This window comes from Microvirga sp. BF8, assembly GCF_059888585.1.
On record NZ_CM187619.1, the window covers coordinates 3,267,135 to 3,282,533 of the forward strand.

Sequence of the window (15,399 nt, forward strand, 5' to 3'; positions counted from 1 at the left end):
ACGAAGGGCGGCCCCTCTATTCCAGCGCGACATGGCGATCACCCTCGGCCAGGGTGGCATCTTCAGAGGGACTGCTCGGACAGTGGACGCGGTCTTGGCATCCCATTTTCGCAGCCCCCACGATGCGGTCCGGTTCGAGGGCTCTCGTGCGGCCCCTGCTCTCTCGCGCTTTCGGCGATTTCGGGCTAAACAATCCCTCATGACCGTTCATACCACTTCGCCCCAGTTCAAGCAGAACGCGGCCCGGGCGCTGGCCGACACACAGTTGCAGAAGGCGCTCGGCAATGTGAAGCAGGGCTTCATCGACAAGCGCCAGAAAGCGGCGGACAAGCTCCCCGAATTCGAGGCCCTGCGCGATTCCGCCCGGGACATCAAGAACCATACCCTCGCGCATCTCGACCTCTACCTCGAGGCCTACGAGGCGAAGGTGAAGGCCTCCGGCGGGCATGTGCATTTCGCCCGAAACGCGGAGGAGGCCCGGGACATCGTCCTCACCATCTGCCGCGAGGCCGGGGCCAGGACCGTCACCAAGGGCAAGTCGATGATCTCCGAGGAGATCGGCATCAACGCTCATCTGGAGGCGAACGGCATCGTTCCGGTGGAGACCGATCTCGGCGAATACATCATCCAGCTCCGCAACGAGATGCCGAGCCACATCATTGCGCCGGCGGTGCACCTGAACGCGACCCAGGTCGAGCAGGATTTCCGCCGCGTGCACCGCAATCTCGACCCCAAGCGCGACCTCTCCGAGCCGGTGCAGCTTCTGACGGAGGCGCGCACCGTCCTGCGCGAGCGCTTCCTCGCCGCCGATGTCGGCATCACCGGGGCGAACTTCCTCATCGCCGAGACCGGCACCTCGGTCATCGTCACCAACGAGGGCAACGGCGACCTGACGCAGATCCTGCCGAAGACCCATATCGTCCTCGCCTCCATCGAGAAGGTGGTGCCGACCCTGGAGGATGTCAGCCAGATCCTGCGCGTCCTCGCCCGTTCCGCGACCGGCCAGGAGATGTCGGTCTACACGACCTTTTCCACCGGGCCGCGCCAGGCCGCCGACGCCGACGGGCCGCAGAACTACCACGTGATCCTCCTCGACAACGGCCGCTCGTCCATGCTCGGCACCGATTTCGAGGAAATGCTGCGCTGTGTGAGATGCGGCGCGTGTATGAATCATTGCCCGGTCTATCATGCGGTCGGAGGCCATGCTTACGGTTGGGTCTATCCCGGCCCCATGGGTGCGGTGCTGACTCCGAGCCTGATCGGCGTCGATCAGGCGGGCCACCTGCCCAATGCCTCCACGTTCTGCGGACGCTGCGAGAGTGTCTGCCCTGTGCGCATTCCGCTGCCGAAACTCATGCGGCACTGGCGTGAGCGTGAATTCGAGCGGCATCTGACGCCAGCCACCTTCCGCTCCGGCCTTGCTTTATGGGGCTTCTTTGCGAAGCGTCCCACGCTCTACCGGCTTGCGACGCGCACCGCGATGGCAGCTTTGAGTATCGCCGGACGCCGCAAGGGTCGCTTCACATGGCTGCCTCTCGCGCGGGGCTGGACGAAATATCGCGATTTCCCGACGCCGCAGGGAGACACCTTCCAGGCGCGCTGGCGGCGCGAGCGCAAGGAGCGGGCCGCATGAGCGCGCGCGACGAAATCCTTGCCAATATCCGCCGCTCCCTCGGCGTCAAAGGCAACGAGACGATCCGTCAGCAGATTGCAGCGGAGCGCCTGGAGCGCGCGCCGAAGGGCCTGATTCCAGGCCGCGGGCAGGTGACGGGCGAACAGCGCCTCGCCCTGTTCAAGCTGCAGGCGGAATCCGCGCTGGCGACCGTAAGCGAAGTCGACTCCGCTGCCGACGTACCTCAATCGGTCGCGGCCTTCCTGCGCGACCACAATCTTCCCGCCACATTGCGCATGGGCAGCGATCTGCGCCTCGCGGCTATGCCCTGGGGCGAAACGTCCCTCGACGTTTCCCGCGGGCCGAGCGAGGGGGGAGACCTCAACGCCGTGAGCCACGCCTTCGGCGGCGTTGCCGAGACGGGAACCGTCGTGCTCGTCTCGGGACCCGAGAATCCGTCGACCCTCAACTTCCTGCCTGACAACCATATCGTCGTCGTTTCGGCCAAGGATATCGCGGGCGATTACGAGACCGTGTGGAACAAGGTGCGCTTCGCCTTCGGCAAGAGCAGCATGCCGCGCACGGTGAACTGGATTACCGGCCCCTCCCGCTCCGGTGACATCGAGCAGACTCTGCTCCTCGGTGCCCACGGCCCCCGGAGGCTGCACGTGGTGGTCGTGAGAGAGTAAGCCGAGGAATGCTTGCCGATGACCTCCAACCTCATTGCCCGCACCATCCGCTGGTCTGCCTGGGATGGCTGCGAAGCGGGCATGGAGCACGTGGAGATCAGTCCTCTCGAGGGCGGGATCGAGCTCTCCGGAGTCGTGATCGGGCATGATGGGAACGCACGCTTCGGACTGACCTATCGCGTAAGGATCGATCCCACGTGGCGCACACGGGAGGCCCGGCTCCGGACGGCTTCGGGACGCCTCCTTCATCTCGAGGGCAATGGCCAGGGCCTCTGGCGGGTAAACGGCGTCGAGCATCCAGACCTCCAGGGCTGCCTCGACATCGATATCCAGGCATCTCCGGTCACCAACACATTGCCGATCCGCCGCCTCGGGCTCAAAGCGGGCGAGGCCCTTGAAATCCGGCTGTGTTACATCCCCGTGCCCGTTCTCACGGTCACTCCGCGCGAGCAACGCTACACCGCCCTCGATCCGGACCGCCTCTATCGCTTCGAGAGCCTGGACACCGGTTTTGCCGCCGAACTCCCCGTGGACGACGACGGGTTCGTGCTCGACTACCCCGGCCTGTTCCGGCGCCTCGCCGGACCATAGCCTCCCGTGACAACCGGGCGCAGCCGCAGGGCTTTACCGTGATGGTCCGTTCAGGTTAAGTGTTTGACAACGCTGTAGTTTTTAACAGTTCTAAACTGGATCGCCATGATCGTCTGCTCCTGTAACGTCCTTTCCGACGGCGATGTAAAATCATGTCTTTCGCCGGGGCCGGGCTGCCCCCGCACGCCGGCGCAGGTTTATCGCTGTCTCGGATGCAGTCCCGAATGCGGGCGCTGCGTACGGACGATCCGCGCCATCATGGACAAGGCGCTGATCGATGCGGGCGTCGAGCCGATATCGGCCTGCCAGCGCGGCTGTTGCCCTTCCCTTCCCGCCCAGGCCGCGGCCGAACCCGCCGTATGATGCACAAAGATCCTTTTCCTCGCTTCCTATTCCTCTAAATAGGGAGGCGCGGCGCGTCGGCGCCTCATCGAACGAGGATCAGGGATGAAGGGCGATCAAAGAGTTATCGAGTATCTCAACCGCGGTCTGCGCAGCGAATTGACGGCCGTCAACCAGTACTGGCTGCATTATCGCGTTCTCGATAATTGGGGCTACAAGGAGCTCGCCAAGGTCTGGCGCGAGGAGTCGATCGAGGAGATGCACCACGCCGATCGTTTCATCGAGCGCATCCTCTTCCTCGACGGATTTGCCAACCTCCAGGTTCTCGATCCGCTTCGGATCGGCCAGACCATCCGTGAAATCCTGGAATGCGACCTCGCTGCCGAGTACGATGCCCGCGAACTTTATGGTGAAGCCGCCACCTATTGCGAGAGCGTCGGCGACCGTGTGTCGAAGAACCTGTTCGAGGATCTGATGAAGGACGAGGAAGGTCATATCGACTTCCTTGAAACGCAGATCAGTCTCGTGGAGCAACTCGGCGTCCAACTCTATGCCCAGAAGCATGTGGGCGAACTAAAGAGCGACGATCACTGACCATCGGACATCGCAGCGGCGCGAAGCGGCGGCCTCACAGGCAAGGCGCAATCAGGCCGCTGTAACGACGCGGTCGCGCCCTTCGGCCTTTGCCCGGTAGAGAGCCTGATCGGCCGCAGCGATGAGGGCCTGGGGCGTGCTCCCATGCCGGCCCAGCGCGGCCACTCCAGCTGAGATGGTCACGTTTCCGAGCTGGCGGTGCCGGTCGTGCAGGCCGAGATCCTTGACGGCCCGGAGAACCTCCACGGCCCGATCCTCCGTCATGGCGAGGTCGGCTCCGGGCAGGATCATGATGAACTCCTCACCACCGGGTCGACAGACGATATCGGTGGCACGGACCTTGGACGCCAGCACCTTTCCGAGAGCCAGAAGCAGATTGTCGCCTGCTTCATGGCCGAACGTGTCGTTGATGCGCTTGAAGTGATCGAGATCGAACATGATGAGTCCGAGATCGATCCCCGCGGCCTGGGCCTTCGCAATCTCGATCGGCAGAACCTGCTCCAGATAGCGCCTGTTGAACAGGCCGGTCAGTGGATCGCGCATTGCCTGCTCGCGCAGGCGTTCCGCCAGCCGATACCGCTCGAGCGCTTCCCTTCGGGCGAGCCATATGAACACAGCGGAGAGCGCAGCGGCGATAAGAGTCGCCGCTCCGAGAATCCATATCAAGCGGACGAACCGCGCATTGTAGGCCGCACTTGGCGACGAGATATGGACAGACCAGGATAGCCGTGGCGAAGTCACAAAGGCCGTCATGGCTGCGCGCCCCAGCAACATGGACCCGTCGTAGAGCCCGTTGCGGTGCTCCGAGCGCGATGCGAGATCGCGGGAGTCGGCCGTCTTCCCTACGAAATCCGGATTCTTCGGCGCCGCAATGACACGTCCTGCGCCATCGACCAGATAGGGCGACCAACTCGGTCCCAGGGTGCCTGATTCCAACACCTCGTCCAAACTCTTCGTTGTGATGATCGCCGACAGTACCCAGCGGACGACGCCATCGCGCAGAACCGGTACGCGGAGGCTGATCCGGGGCCTTCCATCCTGAGTCAGCGGCCCGGGACCTGTCAGATTGCCGATCATCGGCGAAGCTGTCGCGACCACCTTCGCGAAGCTCTCTGGATCGACGATCCGCGGAAGAGGTTTCCCAAAAGCCGACTTCGTATTGAGGATCTGCTGGCCCGTCAGATCTGCCAGAATGACATTGTCCCAGAACGGCAGGTTTCGTTTGAACTGAAGAGCCAGGCCGTAGAAGGCTTCGAGATCGGGCTGATCGAGCAGCGGCGAATGGGCCATGACATTGAGAACGTCGATCTGATTGAACAGCTCGCGTTCAACCCCCGCCAGGATGCCGCGCGCCCGTTCAATCGAACGTGCTTCCATGACCCTGTCCTGATCGCGCAGAAAGAAGATGATCACTCCGCCCGCAAGGATGAGGAGGGGAAGAAGTGCAGCGCCGACAAGAATAAGTAGTCTTCTCACCGGCGATCCCCGAAAATCGAGCCAATATGGACGTTCCACTTGCCCGGCATCTTAGTAGCCGTGCGTTTCCGTTGCCAAGCCGATGCCGATGCTGCGGAATTCCGCAACATCGGTTGGTCCATGGAAGTCTCGAGAGCGGTCCTCATGCTTCTGCAAAAAGTTTGCTCGGCTCTTCGATGGATGCGATCGGCAACGTCACGATGCGCAGTTCCGGGTCGTCCGGATCGATACGGATGGAGAAGCCGAGCTGGCGGCACATGTCGAGCATGGTGACGTTCTCGCGAAGCACCTGGCCCTCGATGACCCGCAGACCCTCGACCTTCGCCCATTCGATCATCATCCGCATCAAGCCCCATCCGAGGCCGAGGCCCTTGAGGTCTGACCGAAGAAGGATCGCGTATTCTCCGGTCTGGTGATTGGCATCCGCGTGCAGCCGCACCGCACCCATCATCTCGCCGGTTTCCTTGTCGAAGGCCACGAAGGCGATGGCGCGCGCATAGTCGATCTGCGTCAGGCGCGCCAGGAAGGTGTGGCTGAAATCGCGAACGGGTGCGAAGAAGCGCAGGCGAAGGTCCTCGGGGGTCACCTGCTGGAAGAAGCGCCGGAACTCCTCCTCGTCCTCGGGCCGGACCGGCCGCACGAAGGCGTCGCGTCCATCGCGCAGCGCCATCGTGCGTTCCCATTCCTTGGGATACGGCCGCACGGCAAAGCGCGGATGGCCCCTGCTCTTGCGGGTCTCTGCCGCAATGGCGACGCGGGCATCCACGGCGATCACGCCGTCCTGGTCGGCAAGCAGCGGGTTGATATCGATTTCGCGGATGTCCGGCAGGTCGGCGGAAAGCTGTGCCAGCTTCACCAGAACCAGAGCAATCGCCCGTTCATCGGCCGCCGGCACATCCCGGTAGCCTTTCAGGATACGCGACACCCGGGTTCGCGAAATGAGGTCGTGAGCGAGCTTGAGGTCGAGAGGCGGCAGGGCGAGGGCCTTGTCGTTGATGACCTCCACGGCCGTGCCGCCGCGCCCGAAGAGGACGATCGGCCCGAAGGAGGGATCGTCCGCGAGACCGACGATCAGTTCCCGGGCCTTGGCGCGTCTCACCATCGGCTGAACGGTGACACCCTTGACGGCGGCGTCCGGCCGCAGGCGTGCCGCCCGTTCGAAGATGTCCACCGCCGCCTTTCTCACCGCTTCCGCGGTCGTGAGATCGAGTTTCACGCCGCCGATGTCCGACTTGTGCACGATGTCGGGCGAGAGGATCTTCACGGCAACGGTTCCGCCCTCGGACAGGATCGGCCGCGCAGCCTCCACAGCCTCATCGGGCGTTGTGGCGAGGATCACGGGAGCGCTCGGGATCTCGTAGGCCCTCAGCAGGGCATTGACCTCGAGCGGGTCAAGCCAGTGCCGGTTCTCGGCCAGGGCTCCTTGGACGATCCGTTGCGCGGCGGCCGTATCGGGCACGAACTCATGAGGCAGGCTGTCGGGCGTCTCCATGAGTTCGGTCTGCGCCTCACGGTAACGGACCAGCTGCATGAAGCCGCGGACGGCGTCCGCCTCCGTGGCAAAGTGCGGAATGCGGACATCTTCGAAAATTCTTGCGGAATCCGGGTCTTCCCCGATCCAGGCGGCAAAAACCGGCTTTTGACTGAAGCCTTTGGCGCGGGCGCGCCTGATCGTATCGGTGACGGCAGCCGCGGCGGCCGGCGCCGCTGCGACGGCCGTGGGAACGTTGAGGATCAGAATGGCATCGATATCGGGATCCGCCAGAAGCACCTCGAGGGCCGCGGTGTAGCGAGCGGGATCGGCATCGCCGATGATGTCGACCGGGTTCCCCCGCGACCATGTGGGTGGCAGGGCCGAGTCGAGTTTTCGGCGAGTCTCCGGCGAGATGGCGGCCAGCGTTCCGCCAAGATCGATCAACCGGTCGACCGCGAGAACGCCGACCCCTCCGCCGTTGGTCAGGATGGCAAGGCGATTGCCGGGGAACGGCTTCTGCCTCCCGAGAGTCTCCGCGGCGGCGAAGAGCTGGTCGAGATCGAGCACCCGCAGTACGCCAGCTCGGCGGAAGGCGGCCTCGTAGACGGCATCGGATCCGGCCATGGCCCCCGTATGGGTCGCGGCGGCCTGCGCACCCTGGGCATGGCGGCCGGCCTTGATGGCGACGACCGGCTTGGTACGCGCCGCGGCGCGGGCCGCGGACATGAACTTCTTCGCGTTGTCGACGGATTCGATGTAGAGCAGGATGGCGCGCGTTCCGGCATCGCCCGAAAAATAGTCCAGGCAGTCGCTGAAATCGACGTCGATCTTGTCGCCGAGCGACACGATGGCGGAGAAGCCTACCTGGCGCTGCGCGGCCCATTCCACCAGTCCCGCCGCGACCGCCCCCGATTGCGAGATCAGCGCCAGGTCGCCCGGCAGGGCGCTGCGTGCCGCGAAGCTGGCATTGAGCTTCGCCCGGGGCGCAATGATGCCGATGCAGTTCGGGCCGACGAGGCGCAGCCCATGGCGCCGCGCCGCCAGCCGGGCCTGCTCTGCCAGGGAACCCGAGCCGTAGCCAAGGCCCGAGGTTGCGATCACCGCCGCCGCCACGCCGCAGCGCCCGGCCTCCTCGATCACGCCGACCACGCTCGACGGCGGCACGGCCACGACGATCAGGTCGGGCACCTCCGGAAGCTTGGCGATCGACGGAAAGCACGCCCTTCCCTCGATATCTCGATGGTGCGGATTGACCGGATAAATGGCTCCGCCGAAGCCGCCCTCGACCAGATTATGGAGAAAGGTGAGACCGAGCGATCCGGCACGGGGGCTCGCCCCGATCACGGCGACGGAGCGGGGTGCGAACAGCTTGTCGAGGCGATAGGTGGACATGGAATGGCTTCGTCTCGGTGGTGGGGCGAACCAACACCTAGAGCATTTTGCGGAAATGTCAGAGGCCCAATCGCGCCCCGGTTTGGACGCGGGCGGTTCGGCCGGAAGCCGCTACGAAGGTTCACCTGCACCGGTCGGAAAAGTCGATGAACAGAAGCTCCTCGTCGTAGAAGGCGTCGCCGATGCGAAGGGCCTTTCTCTCGACGCCGTAGGGTCTGAAGCCGAGCTTGTGGTAGGTGTGGCGGGCGCCTGTATTGGACATCCCGACCCCGGCCTCGAGAACGATGACATGGTCGGACGCGTGGTCGACGACCTGCCGGACGAGCGCCTCGCCGAAGCCATGACCGCGCCAATCCGGTCGCACATAGACACCCCACATCAGGCCCTTGTGCCGGGCCTTCAGCCGGTGCTGGACCAGGAAGCCCGCCATCCCCGCAAGGCGCCCACCGGAGAATGCCGCAAAGATCCTGTCGGGACCGGAGATCGGTATCCGATCCCGGAACTCCTCGAGGGTGCGGACGACCTCCTCCTCGTAGCTCGAGCCGAAGGCCTCGGGTGCGCCGGCGAGCGCTTCGAGCCGCAATTCCCGGTAGGCTTCCGCATCGCTGGGGACGAGCGGGCGCATGAGGATGGGCGGATTCCTGGAAGGTACCATGGTCGATCGGAGCGTTACGGTTTGGGTGAAGAATGATGGTGACCGGCGCGGCCCCCCGGTCAAGTACCTGCCGCGCGCCAGAAATAGCGCATATCCGGTTCCCCCTCTTCGTTGCCGGACCCGTCCGTGCGCTCGACCTGAGCGAAACCGTGACGTTCGTAGAAGCGTCGCGCCCGATCGTTCCTCTGGAACGTCCAGAGCTGAAGGCTGTCGGCCCCGTCCATGGCTCTGGCCAGCAGGGCGGATCCGACGCCCCGGCCGTGCCAGAGGGGATCGACATAGAGATGATCGAGCCAGCCTTCGCGCAAGGCACCGTAGCCGACCAAGGCATGCTTCGCTTCGGCGACCCAGACGACGCTGCGCGGAAACACCTGCGTCTCGAAGAAGGCCAGGTCCTCCGCCGGCGTATGCAGGTCCGGAAGATAGGGCATGCAGATCTCGCGGACGCGGCGGTGCAGCTCCGCCACCGCGGCCACATCCGCCTTCGTGGCACGACGCAGGGTGATGCCCGTAGCTGTATCTCCCGTCACTATTCCGCCAGAACCCGCGTCGGCGGGAAGATCACTTCGACGAGGGTGCCCACGCTGGGATTGCTCGAGATCTGGAGGGCACCGCGGTTCGCCTCGACCAGGGCTTTGGTCAGCGGCAGCCCAAGTCCCGTCCCTCCGCGCTTGCGCGCCGTGGCCAACTGGCGGAAAGGCTCGAGGGCGGTCTGAACTTCCTTTTCCGTCATGCCGATGCCGGTATCACGGACCCTGAATGCCACCTCACCGCGATCCGTAAGAGCCGTAGAAACGATCACCTGGCCACCTGCATCCGTGAACTTGATCGCATTCGAAACGAGATTGAGAACGATCTGCCGCATGGAGCGCTCATCGGCGACAACCGGCGGCAGCTTCCCGGGGAAGCTGGTTCGCATGACGATGCGGTCCCGCGCCGCCTGCGGCTGAAGCAGGGTCACGCAGGCGGAAACGAGTTCGTTCAGGGCCACGCTCGTGAAGGCGAGTTCCATGCGCCCGGCCTCGACCTTGGCGAGATCGAGCAGGTCGTTCACGAGGCTGATGACATGGGCGCCGGAGGCGTGGATGTCCTTGAGATACTCCTTGTAGCGATCATTGCCGACGGACCCGAAACGCTCCTCGAGCATGACCTCGGCAAACCCGAGGATGGCGTTGAGAGGCGTTCGGATTTCATGGCTGATCTTGGCAAGCAGATCGGACTTCTGGGCGCTCGCTTCCTCGGCGGCGCGCTTGGCGCCGACCAGTTCCCCCTCGGCCTTCTTGAACGCGGTGATGTCGCGCAGGACCGCGCAGAACTTCCGGCCCGGTCCGTCATGGACCCGGCCCATGGTCATGAAGAGCGGGATCGTGCCGCCCTGGCGCACCCGTCCCTGAACCTCGCGCCCATCGTTAAGAAGGCTCCGTACGCCCGACGAACGCAGACCTTCCAGGTAGTCGAGCGCGACGATGTGGCTTTCCGGTGCGAGCAGCACCGTGATCGCATCCCCCACGATCTCGCGCTGGTCGTAGCCGAAGAGAGCCTCGGCCGAGCGATTGAGGGATACGACACGGCCCGTCTCGTCGAGCACGATCACGCCATCGGTCGCGGTGTCGAGGATCGACTCCAGTTCCTGGACCCGGCTGACGCGCTGGTGCAGCTCCGTCTCGACGAGGCGCAGGCGCTCGCCCGGATCCGCGTCCGGGATCGGACGGAGCGTCATCAGATCGGCGGGCTCGCCGTCCCATTCGGCATGGGCGAGGCGGACATCCACCGGGACGTTCTCGCCCTGGCGGCTCGTGAGCGCAAGCGACGGACCGGCCTCGAGCATGCCCTGGAGAACCGGAGAGTTACGGAAGAGGCGAACGAAGCCGCCCTCCTCTATCAGCTGGGAGAGAGTGTCATATCCCGCAAGCTCGAGCAGGCATCGATTGGCGAAGAGAATCTCCTCGCCTCGGTGAACGAGGATACCGATGGGCAGGCGGTCGAGAACCCGATCGCCGCCATCTGCGGCAGCCGGCGTGGCAGGCAGAGGGGCCCCTGTCTCCTCCTGCTCCGGCGAAGTCTCCGTGGCGGGCACGCTGCCGGCTTCGCTCGGAGACGCTTCGGGTTCAAGCCGGGCCCCGAGGGCTCGGGCGATTTCCCGGAAGGCATTGCGCTCCGCGCTCGACAGGCCGGACGGATTGTCGGTGGAACGCCGCGGTGCCGGAAGGCTTTCGGAGGCAGGAGCGCCGCTGCTTGCCGGTTCCTCTCCGATCCCAAGCTCTGCGAGGGTGGCGACTGTCTCGCGCAGCCGCTCGACCAGGCCTTCATCCTGACCTGGAGTCTCCTCTGCTCCCGGAGCAGGGGAATCTGCTGGCGAGGCCGCTCCAGCTTCCGTTGCGACCTCTTCTTCCAATTCTTGCCGTGCGGCGCTTTCGCCGGCGGATGGACGCTCGGACGTGGTCGGTTCCCCCAACGCGTCCATGCGCACGAGGCCGAATCCGCGGAAGCCGACAAGTTCCCGCTGGGGGCCGAAGACCGGCATTCCCGCCCAGTCGACAGGGACTCTCCGATCCGATCCGTCGACCGCCCAGGCGACCGTCCGACCGCTCCAGGTCTCGCGCTGCGCGAAAAGCGATGCGACGGTGCCGTCCGGGTCCATGGCGAGTGAGCGCGAGACCTCGCCCCAGGTCTGACCGAGAATGCTCGAAGCCTGCTTTCCCACGGCCTCGGCAAGACCCGGAGAGACATGGGTGAAGCGGGTCTCGGGGTCGGCCTGCCACACAAAGCGGACGATGGACCGCGCCTGTGTCGCGGGCTGCGCGCTGGAAACGATCCCTTCAGTCAGAGGACTCGTCTCCGCCTTGGCGGAACTGCCAGGGCGCACCCGGGCTGCGAGGCGCGGCACGGCTCCCACGATGGCCGTGACGAGAACGGTCCCTCCGTCGTCCAGCTCTGCAAGCCTGCAGACGCAGGTGACGGGCGGGGACAGGCGGCTGGGGTCGAGCCAGAGGCGCTCGAGTCGCATGCCTTCCCGTGGCGCTATGCCGGCCAAGGCCTTGAGACGGTCTCGCGCGCGCAGATCGGGAAATACGGCCCCCGTCTCATCGGCGAAGACAGGCCTGAGTCTGGCTGCCGCAGGAGATGTCCAGAGAAGCCGGTCGACCTCCCGATCCCAGACGAGCACGCCGGTTTCCGGCTTGGCGAGCAGCGCCAAGGCCGGATCGGCGGCAAGCCGCGCCAACATCCTTTCAAACCGGTTCGGAGCATCCGCCATCAACGGTCTCGACCCCTGTACGACCCGCAATGTCCCATATGCGCGGCTTCCCGGCCATTATCCGCGAATGGCTTGCGCGCCTGAACTCCTAAATATCTTTACTTCGTGCTAACCTTAACGAATGGGCACGGGATTGATTTTGCAGTGCACAATGTGATATTGCGCTGCACAAGAGCCTCAACAGGAGCGATCCATGGCGACGAACCAGACGACAGGTTACGAGATTCCGGAAGAAATGCGCGATTTCGCGGAGAAGAGCGTCGAGCAGGCTCGAAAGGCCATCGATGGTTTCATGGGCGCCGCCCAGAAGACAGTCGACACGTTCGAGGGCTCGGCGAACACCGCCCAAGCCAGTGCCAAGGACGTCACCCGCAAGACCTTTACCTATGCGGAACAGAACATCGCTGCGGCCTTCGACCTCGCCCAGAAGATGGTGCGCGCCAAGAACGTGCAGGAAGCCATGCAGTATCAGGCCGAGTTCGTGCGCTCGCAGATTGAGTCGATGCAGGCACAGATGAGGGATTTGGGCTCCGCGGCTCAGGCGGCCATGAAGCAGACGCCCACCAAGAAGTAAGTTCCGCTGACAACCAAGGATGTGGCCATGGCCGAAGCGAAGAAAGCAGGCACCGCGCGTGCCAGGAAGCCGGTTTCCGTATCGAAGGCGGGACCCGAGCTCGCCCTCGAGACAGTGAAGAGCGTAGCGGATTCCGACAACGAAACCGCCCTGCCGACGGTTGCTGCTGCCAAGGCGGCACCTCCTTCCCAGCCGACTGAAGCCCTCATGGCGGAGCCGATGCAGTTTTCCCAGTTCAGCCCGGAACGGGCCGATGCTCTGCGTCACGCTCTGAGTCAGGCGGCACTGGCGACGGCGCATGGAGCCCTCGAGATCAACGACAAGGTCATCACGGCCGTGCGTGATCAGAGCGAAGCCGCTATCGATCTGTGGCGCTCGGCGATCCATGCGCCCCATCTGGCAGACGCTCTCCATGTCCAGACGAGCGGAACCCGCCAGGCCTACGAGACCGCGTCCGCCCAGTGGAAGGACATTGCCGAGGCGACTGCGCGCTGGTTCCACAAGAGCCTGGAGCCCCTTCAGGCGATGATCACGCACCGGGCTCACTGACGATCACAGGAGACCGGCGTCTCCGCGAGACATGCCGGTTTCCATTCCCTTGCAACTTCCCTAAAGGCTTCGCCATGTCGGGCCAAGCCTCCCCCATCCCCATTCCCGCGGTCATCGCCATCGTCATCCGTGACGGGCGGGCCCTCCTCGTCCGCCGGGCCCATCCGCCGGACGCCGGGTTATGGGGTTTCCCAGGCGGCAAGATCGAATATGGAGAGACCAGTGCCGCCGCGGCCCTGCGCGAGTTGCGGGAGGAGACCGCCATCGAGGCAAGGGCCGAAGGAGTTCTCACGAGCCTTGACATCCTCGACCGCGACGAACATGGCTGCCTCCAACACCACTACATCCTGATTGCGATCCGTTGCACATGGATCTCAGGCGATCCCATTGCGGGCGACGATGCCCTGGACGCATGCTGGGTTCCGCTCGCCGATCTCGACCGCAAGCGCCTGCCCATGAGCGCGGATGTGGATGTCCTCGCGCGGCGTGCCCATGACATTGCGCGCGGTCGCGGTCTGCGCTGAGCGGCCGTGTCACAGCCAAGAAGCGTGCCCTGAACGAAAGGGCCCCGCCTTCCGGCGGGGCCAAGGTCTCGTCGTCTCTCGCTTCAGGCCAGAGGGCCTTTGGGTCGCTGCAATCAGCGCATGTCGGCACTCTTACGGTCAAGCTTTTACGTCAGAGCATAGTTGATGAAAAGTAAACATTCAGAATTTGGAAAGCATAAAGCCAGCTTCGTATTGAAAGACTATTGCAACATTCTTCGCAGAGACTAATTTGCCGCTCGACAGGCACTTCAAGCCCTGAGCTTTTGGTCCTTAAGCACGGAAAAAAGTAATGCGTACCTCTCTTCTTCGACTGTTGACCGGAACCGCAGCGCTGGCTCTGGTCGCCTCGGCTGCCCAGGCCGCCGACCTTCCCTCACGCTATTCCCCAGCCCCTGCCTACAACGCGATGCCGGTCTTCACCTGGACCGGCTTCTACGCGGGTGCCAATGTCGGCTATGGCTGGAGCACTGGCACCAGCCGCTACTACGATCCCGCCTTCGGCTATGCAGGCGGCAGCAAGAGCGGCGGCTTCGTCGGCGGCGTCCAGGCTGGCTACAACTATCAGTTCGGCATGTTCGTTCTCGGCGCCGAGGCGGATATCCAGTATGCCGCAGTGGGCAACAAGGGCGCGTCCTATGGCCGGATCTATTATCGCGGCAATTCGGACGGCTTCTTCGGCACCATCCGCGCCCGCGCCGGCGTCGCTTTCGACCGCGCCCTCGTCTACGGCACCGGCGGTTTCGCCTATGGCGATATCGGCGGCAACAATGCCTATGATCCGCTGCTCGGCTACCGCCGAGACGACAACACGAATGGCGGATGGACGGTCGGCGCCGGCGTGGAATACGCCGTGTCGGACAACATTACGGCCAAGGTCGAAGGCCTCTACGTGAATCTCGATACGCGCAGCAACTATGTCGGCAGCGCCTACGAGGCCGTGCGCCGCGACACCGAATTCGGCGTGGTCCGAGCCGGCGTGAACTACAAGTTCAACTGATCGCGTTTTGCATCTCGGTGGAGCGAGGCCCGGTGTTGCCACCGGGCCTTTTTCGTCGTGCGGACCAGTGACTTGGGAAGACAATTGTCCGACCGCCGAGAATTTCTATCCTCCGCAGGATGCGTCGCCTCGCGCGACCTGATACGACATGTTGCCGCCCGTTGCGCAGAGCATGCGGGCATCCCGAAGGAGGTTTTCGTGACGAAACTGGCTGTTGTCGCCGGGCTGGCTCTGCTGACCACCGGATGCGCGTATGATCCGCAGGGAGAGCTGGCGATGGCCTGCAGCGACTATATCGGCCGCCCGATCTCGGACCGCATCGCAGCCTATGGCGCGCCGCAGACTGTGGTGCGGCTCAGCTCCACGGAGGTCGGCTACACCTTTTTCACGAAGACGACGACCTATTCGGGCGGCGACGCCTACTACACGGTCAATTACATGGTCGGCTCCGATGCCCATCGCACGCCCGTCTATGCGACCACCACGACCTGCCGGGGAACCTTCGTCGTCCGGGCGCCCTCCGATTCGGTTCCCGTCGAAGAGCGGGTCATCATCAGCGTTCTGAACTGAGGCGATTTCTGCGCCGCGCCGGCCGAGCGCGTGCCTGACGAGACCGGCCTTGGTCCTGCACATTCCGGAGCCTGCGCAAAAGG

General features: G+C 64.3%; 15 protein-coding genes. 10 read left to right on the forward strand and 5 right to left on the reverse strand.

Annotated elements, in window-relative coordinates; genetic code table 11:
* The first annotated feature begins 199 nt into the window (after positions 1 to 199).
* The 5 genes from AC522E_RS15540 to bfr all read left to right on the forward strand — a co-directional run bounded on the left by AC522E_RS15540 (position 200) and on the right by bfr (position 3,828).
* Positions 200 to 1,633, forward strand: a complete 1,434-nt coding sequence (locus tag AC522E_RS15540; protein WP_500747166.1) for a LutB/LldF family L-lactate oxidation iron-sulfur protein — start codon at positions 200 to 202, stop codon at positions 1,631 to 1,633.
* On the forward strand, positions 1,630 to 2,301 hold the full coding sequence (locus AC522E_RS15545) for a LutC/YkgG family protein (protein WP_500747167.1): 672 nt from the start codon (positions 1,630 to 1,632) through the stop codon (positions 2,299 to 2,301). Before AC522E_RS15540 ends, AC522E_RS15545 begins: the two co-directional genes overlap by 4 nt.
* 18 nt (positions 2,302 to 2,319) lie before the next feature.
* On the forward strand, positions 2,320 to 2,892 hold the full coding sequence (locus AC522E_RS15550) for a putative glycolipid-binding domain-containing protein (protein WP_500747168.1): 573 nt from the start codon (positions 2,320 to 2,322) through the stop codon (positions 2,890 to 2,892).
* 105 nt (positions 2,893 to 2,997) lie between these two features.
* On the forward strand, positions 2,998 to 3,255 hold the full coding sequence (locus AC522E_RS15555; RefSeq protein ID WP_500747169.1) for a (2Fe-2S)-binding protein: 258 nt from the start codon (positions 2,998 to 3,000) through the stop codon (positions 3,253 to 3,255).
* 84 nt (positions 3,256 to 3,339) lie between these two features.
* Positions 3,340 to 3,828 carry a bacterioferritin gene (gene bfr, locus AC522E_RS15560; protein ID WP_500747170.1) on the forward strand — a complete coding sequence of 163 codons (489 nt, stop codon included), beginning with the start codon at positions 3,340 to 3,342 and terminating at the stop codon, positions 3,826 to 3,828.
* Positions 3,829 to 3,879: 51 nt separating this feature from the next.
* Here the strand turns inward: bfr and AC522E_RS15565 are convergent, their stop codons facing one another.
* The 5 genes from AC522E_RS15565 to AC522E_RS15585 form a co-directional block, all read right to left on the reverse strand.
* Positions 3,880 to 5,304: a sensor domain-containing diguanylate cyclase gene (locus AC522E_RS15565; RefSeq protein ID WP_500747171.1), complete on the reverse strand. Its 1,425-nt coding sequence runs from the start codon at positions 5,302 to 5,304 to the stop codon at positions 3,880 to 3,882.
* Between the two features lie 142 nt (positions 5,305 to 5,446).
* Positions 5,447 to 8,170 (reverse strand): bifunctional acetate--CoA ligase family protein/GNAT family N-acetyltransferase, encoded by a 2,724-nt coding sequence (locus tag AC522E_RS15570; protein WP_500747172.1) that lies wholly within the window; start codon positions 8,168 to 8,170, stop codon positions 5,447 to 5,449.
* Positions 8,171 to 8,291: 121 nt separating this feature from the next.
* On the reverse strand, positions 8,292 to 8,795 hold the full coding sequence (locus AC522E_RS15575) for a GNAT family N-acetyltransferase (RefSeq protein WP_500747173.1): 504 nt from the start codon (positions 8,793 to 8,795) through the stop codon (positions 8,292 to 8,294).
* Positions 8,796 to 8,884: 89 nt separating this feature from the next.
* Positions 8,885 to 9,355, reverse strand: coding sequence for a GNAT family N-acetyltransferase (locus tag AC522E_RS15580; protein WP_500747174.1), 471 nt, complete (start codon positions 9,353 to 9,355; stop codon positions 8,885 to 8,887).
* Positions 9,355 to 12,081, reverse strand: coding sequence for a PAS domain-containing sensor histidine kinase (locus AC522E_RS15585; RefSeq protein WP_500747175.1), 2,727 nt, complete (start codon positions 12,079 to 12,081; stop codon positions 9,355 to 9,357). Before AC522E_RS15585 ends, AC522E_RS15580 begins: the two co-directional genes overlap by 1 nt.
* 193 nt (positions 12,082 to 12,274) lie before the next feature.
* On the opposite strand from AC522E_RS15585, the gene AC522E_RS15590 reads away from it, so the two are divergent.
* From AC522E_RS15590 to AC522E_RS15610, 5 genes are all read left to right on the forward strand, one after another.
* On the forward strand, positions 12,275 to 12,655 hold the full coding sequence (locus tag AC522E_RS15590; RefSeq protein WP_500747176.1) for a phasin: 381 nt from the start codon (positions 12,275 to 12,277) through the stop codon (positions 12,653 to 12,655).
* A gap of 27 nt (positions 12,656 to 12,682) precedes the next feature.
* Complete coding sequence (locus AC522E_RS15595; RefSeq protein WP_500747177.1) at positions 12,683 to 13,204, forward strand: phasin family protein; 522 nt, start codon at positions 12,683 to 12,685, stop codon at positions 13,202 to 13,204.
* A gap of 74 nt (positions 13,205 to 13,278) precedes the next feature.
* Positions 13,279 to 13,728 carry an NUDIX hydrolase gene (locus tag AC522E_RS15600; RefSeq protein ID WP_500747178.1) on the forward strand — a complete coding sequence of 150 codons (450 nt, stop codon included), beginning with the start codon at positions 13,279 to 13,281 and terminating at the stop codon, positions 13,726 to 13,728.
* Between the two features lie 310 nt (positions 13,729 to 14,038).
* Complete coding sequence (locus tag AC522E_RS15605; RefSeq protein ID WP_500747179.1) at positions 14,039 to 14,746, forward strand: outer membrane protein; 708 nt, start codon at positions 14,039 to 14,041, stop codon at positions 14,744 to 14,746.
* Between the two features lie 198 nt (positions 14,747 to 14,944).
* Positions 14,945 to 15,316, forward strand: a complete 372-nt coding sequence (locus tag AC522E_RS15610) for a hypothetical protein (protein WP_500747180.1) — start codon at positions 14,945 to 14,947, stop codon at positions 15,314 to 15,316.
* Positions 15,317 to 15,399 lie beyond the last annotated feature (83 nt).